Genomic DNA, 2,431 nt, shown 5'->3' with positions numbered 1-2,431 from the left:
CTCTCTAGCGCCGATGGTAGTTGGGACCTTGTCCCTGTGAGAGTAGGACGTCGCCAAGCAAGCTTAAGACGAGTCAGGATGACTCGTCTTTTTTGTGTTTTATAACTTCTTTTCAATGCTAAATACTACCTGGATTTTAAAGAACTCCCTATTCTTTTAAGATTTTTGGTTACATATCTATATAAGTTTTATTCTGTTTCTTTCGTGATTTTTAATATGTAATTTAAGATTTTCTATTTTATTTCTTATAGATAAGATTCACCGGTATGTTAAAATAGTACAGTTGTTTTTGAGGTACGTTAACATAAGAGATTTAATTTGGAAAAAGGAGATAATATGAAAAAGATAGGTATGATTACTATAGTAGTTTTAGTGCTTCTAACAATCGCGTATATGTTAGTTGGGAATTATTTTTATAACTACGCATTGAATGCGAAACAAGAAAAAGAATTTTTGCAAGATAACCCTCATTTGGCGGAAACAGTGAATGCATCGGGAGATGTATTGGCTACGAATGAAAAAAAGAATGCGGATTTTGTATCGAAATATAAACCGAACACATTAACTATACGTTCTTTCGATAAGCTGAATTTAAAAGGTTATGAATATATGAATGAATCATCTAGTCATAAATGGGCAATTGTAGTTCATGGATATAATGGCAGAGCATCAGAAATGACGAAATATATTCGGAACTTTTATGAACGAGGCTATAATGTCATAGCGCCAGACCTTCGTGGACATGGAAATAGTGAAGGGGATTATGTTGGTATGGGCTGGCATGATCGTAAAGATGTCCTACTGTGGATTCAACAAATTTTAAAGAAAGATCCTAATGCTGAAATAGCTCTATATGGTATTTCTATGGGGGGAGCAACTGTAATGATGACTTCAGGCGAAGATTTACCTTCAAACGTTAAAGTTATTATTGAAGATTGCGGATACTCAACTGTTAGTGATGAATTTACGTATCAACTAAAAGATTTATTCCACTTACCGAAGTTTCCTGTTATGAATGCGGCCAATACAGTTACTAAATTGAGGGCGGGATATGATTTAGAAGAGGCTTCAGCTGTGAAACAAGTTGAGAAAAGTAAAACACCTATGCTATTTATCCATGGGAATGCTGATACATTTGTTCCTTTTGAAATGTTAGATCAGGTGTATAATGCTGCAAAAGTAGAAAAAGAGAAGTTAATTGTTCCAGGTGCGGGGCATGGGGAAGCGGAGAAAGTAGATTCAAATAAATATTGGAATACTGTATGGAAATTCGTAGAGAAGTATATTCCGGCATAATTAAAGTTGTTTCATTTTTATAGACGATAATCGGAGGGGAATAGTCTGCCCTTTTGATTATCGTTTTTTTCTAATTAGGTATTCTGCTATAAGTATATTTTTGTATGTACTATAGAAGGAAATAGAGCAAAAACTTTTGAATTCCTTAATCTCAGTGCTACAATGATTGAAAACTAAGTTTTAAAGAGGTGTTAATATGAAAATTGAAGTATGGTCAGATTTTGTATGTCCATTTTGCTATATTGGGAAGCGTAGATTAGAGATGGCTTTAGAGCAATTTCCGCATAAGAAGGATGTTGAAGTTGAGTTTAAAAGTTTTGAGCTAGATCCGAATACTCCCGTTTACTCTGGAACGAGTATTAATGAAGTGCTTGCATCAAAGTATGGGATTAGTATTGAAGAAGCTAAGCGTAATAATGTACAACTAGGAAATCATGCAGCTAGTATGGGTTTAAGTTTTAATTTTGATGAGATGAAGCCAACGAACACTTTTGATGCGCATCGTCTAGCGAAGTTTGCGAAGGATCAAGGGAAGGAAAAGGAGATTACAGAAAATCTTCTTTTTGCATATTTTACTGAATCAAAGAACTTGAGTGATGTGGATACGCTAGCTACTATCGCTGAAGCTTCAGGTTTAGATAAGCAAGAAGCTTTACATGTTATTAATGATAAAAATGCGTATGCCAATGATGTTAGAATTGATGAGGCGGTTGCTCAGCAATATCAAATTTCGGGAGTACCTTATTTTATTATTAATCAGAAGTATGCTATTTCAGGTGCGCAACCACTTGAAACTTTTGTTGGTGCACTTCAGCAAGTTTGGGAAGAAGAGAATCCTGCACCGAAGTTACAGGAACTTTCAGCAGATGGTGGAAGCGATCTTTCTTGTACTGATGGAAGTTGTTCAGTGCCGTCAAAAGAACAATAGTCTTTATTATTGGATAGCAACCCATAGAGAGTTTTATGGGTTGCTTGTATATAACTATAGAAGAAATATGTAAATGAAATTTATAAAATATAATTTTTTTAAAAAACGTATTGACGATTGTATAAATGGAGTGTAATATAGAACAAGTCGCCGATGACAACAACGTCGAAAGCGACAAACGAAATAAAAAACTTAGTTGACATCAAT

General features: G+C 34.6%; 2 protein-coding genes. Both read left to right on the top strand.

The features are described from left to right. Nucleotides 1-336 precede the first annotated feature (336 nt). Complete coding sequence (locus JDS95_RS30310) at nucleotides 337-1,296, top strand: alpha/beta hydrolase (protein WP_002156179.1); 960 nt, start codon at nucleotides 337-339, stop codon at nucleotides 1,294-1,296. Between the two features lie 196 nt (nucleotides 1,297-1,492). Beyond that, nucleotides 1,493-2,224, top strand: a complete 732-nt coding sequence (locus JDS95_RS30305; RefSeq protein ID WP_000687921.1) for a DsbA family oxidoreductase — start codon at nucleotides 1,493-1,495, stop codon at nucleotides 2,222-2,224. Nucleotides 2,225-2,431: the final 207 nt, after the last annotated feature.

Origin of the sequence: Bacillus cereus group sp. N24, assembly GCF_016483345.1 — a bacterium.
Classification (GTDB): Bacteria; Bacillota; Bacilli; order Bacillales; family Bacillaceae_G; genus Bacillus_A; species Bacillus_A toyonensis.
This window is presented reverse-complemented; position numbering and strand designations above follow the sequence as displayed.

Coding starts and splice junctions, on each gene's coding strand:
- JDS95_RS30310 (WP_002156179.1), top strand. CDS start 337: ATGAAAAAGATAGGTATGATTACTATAGTAGTTTTAGTGCTTCTAACA.
- JDS95_RS30305 (WP_000687921.1), top strand. CDS start 1,493: ATGAAAATTGAAGTATGGTCAGATTTTGTATGTCCATTTTGCTATATT.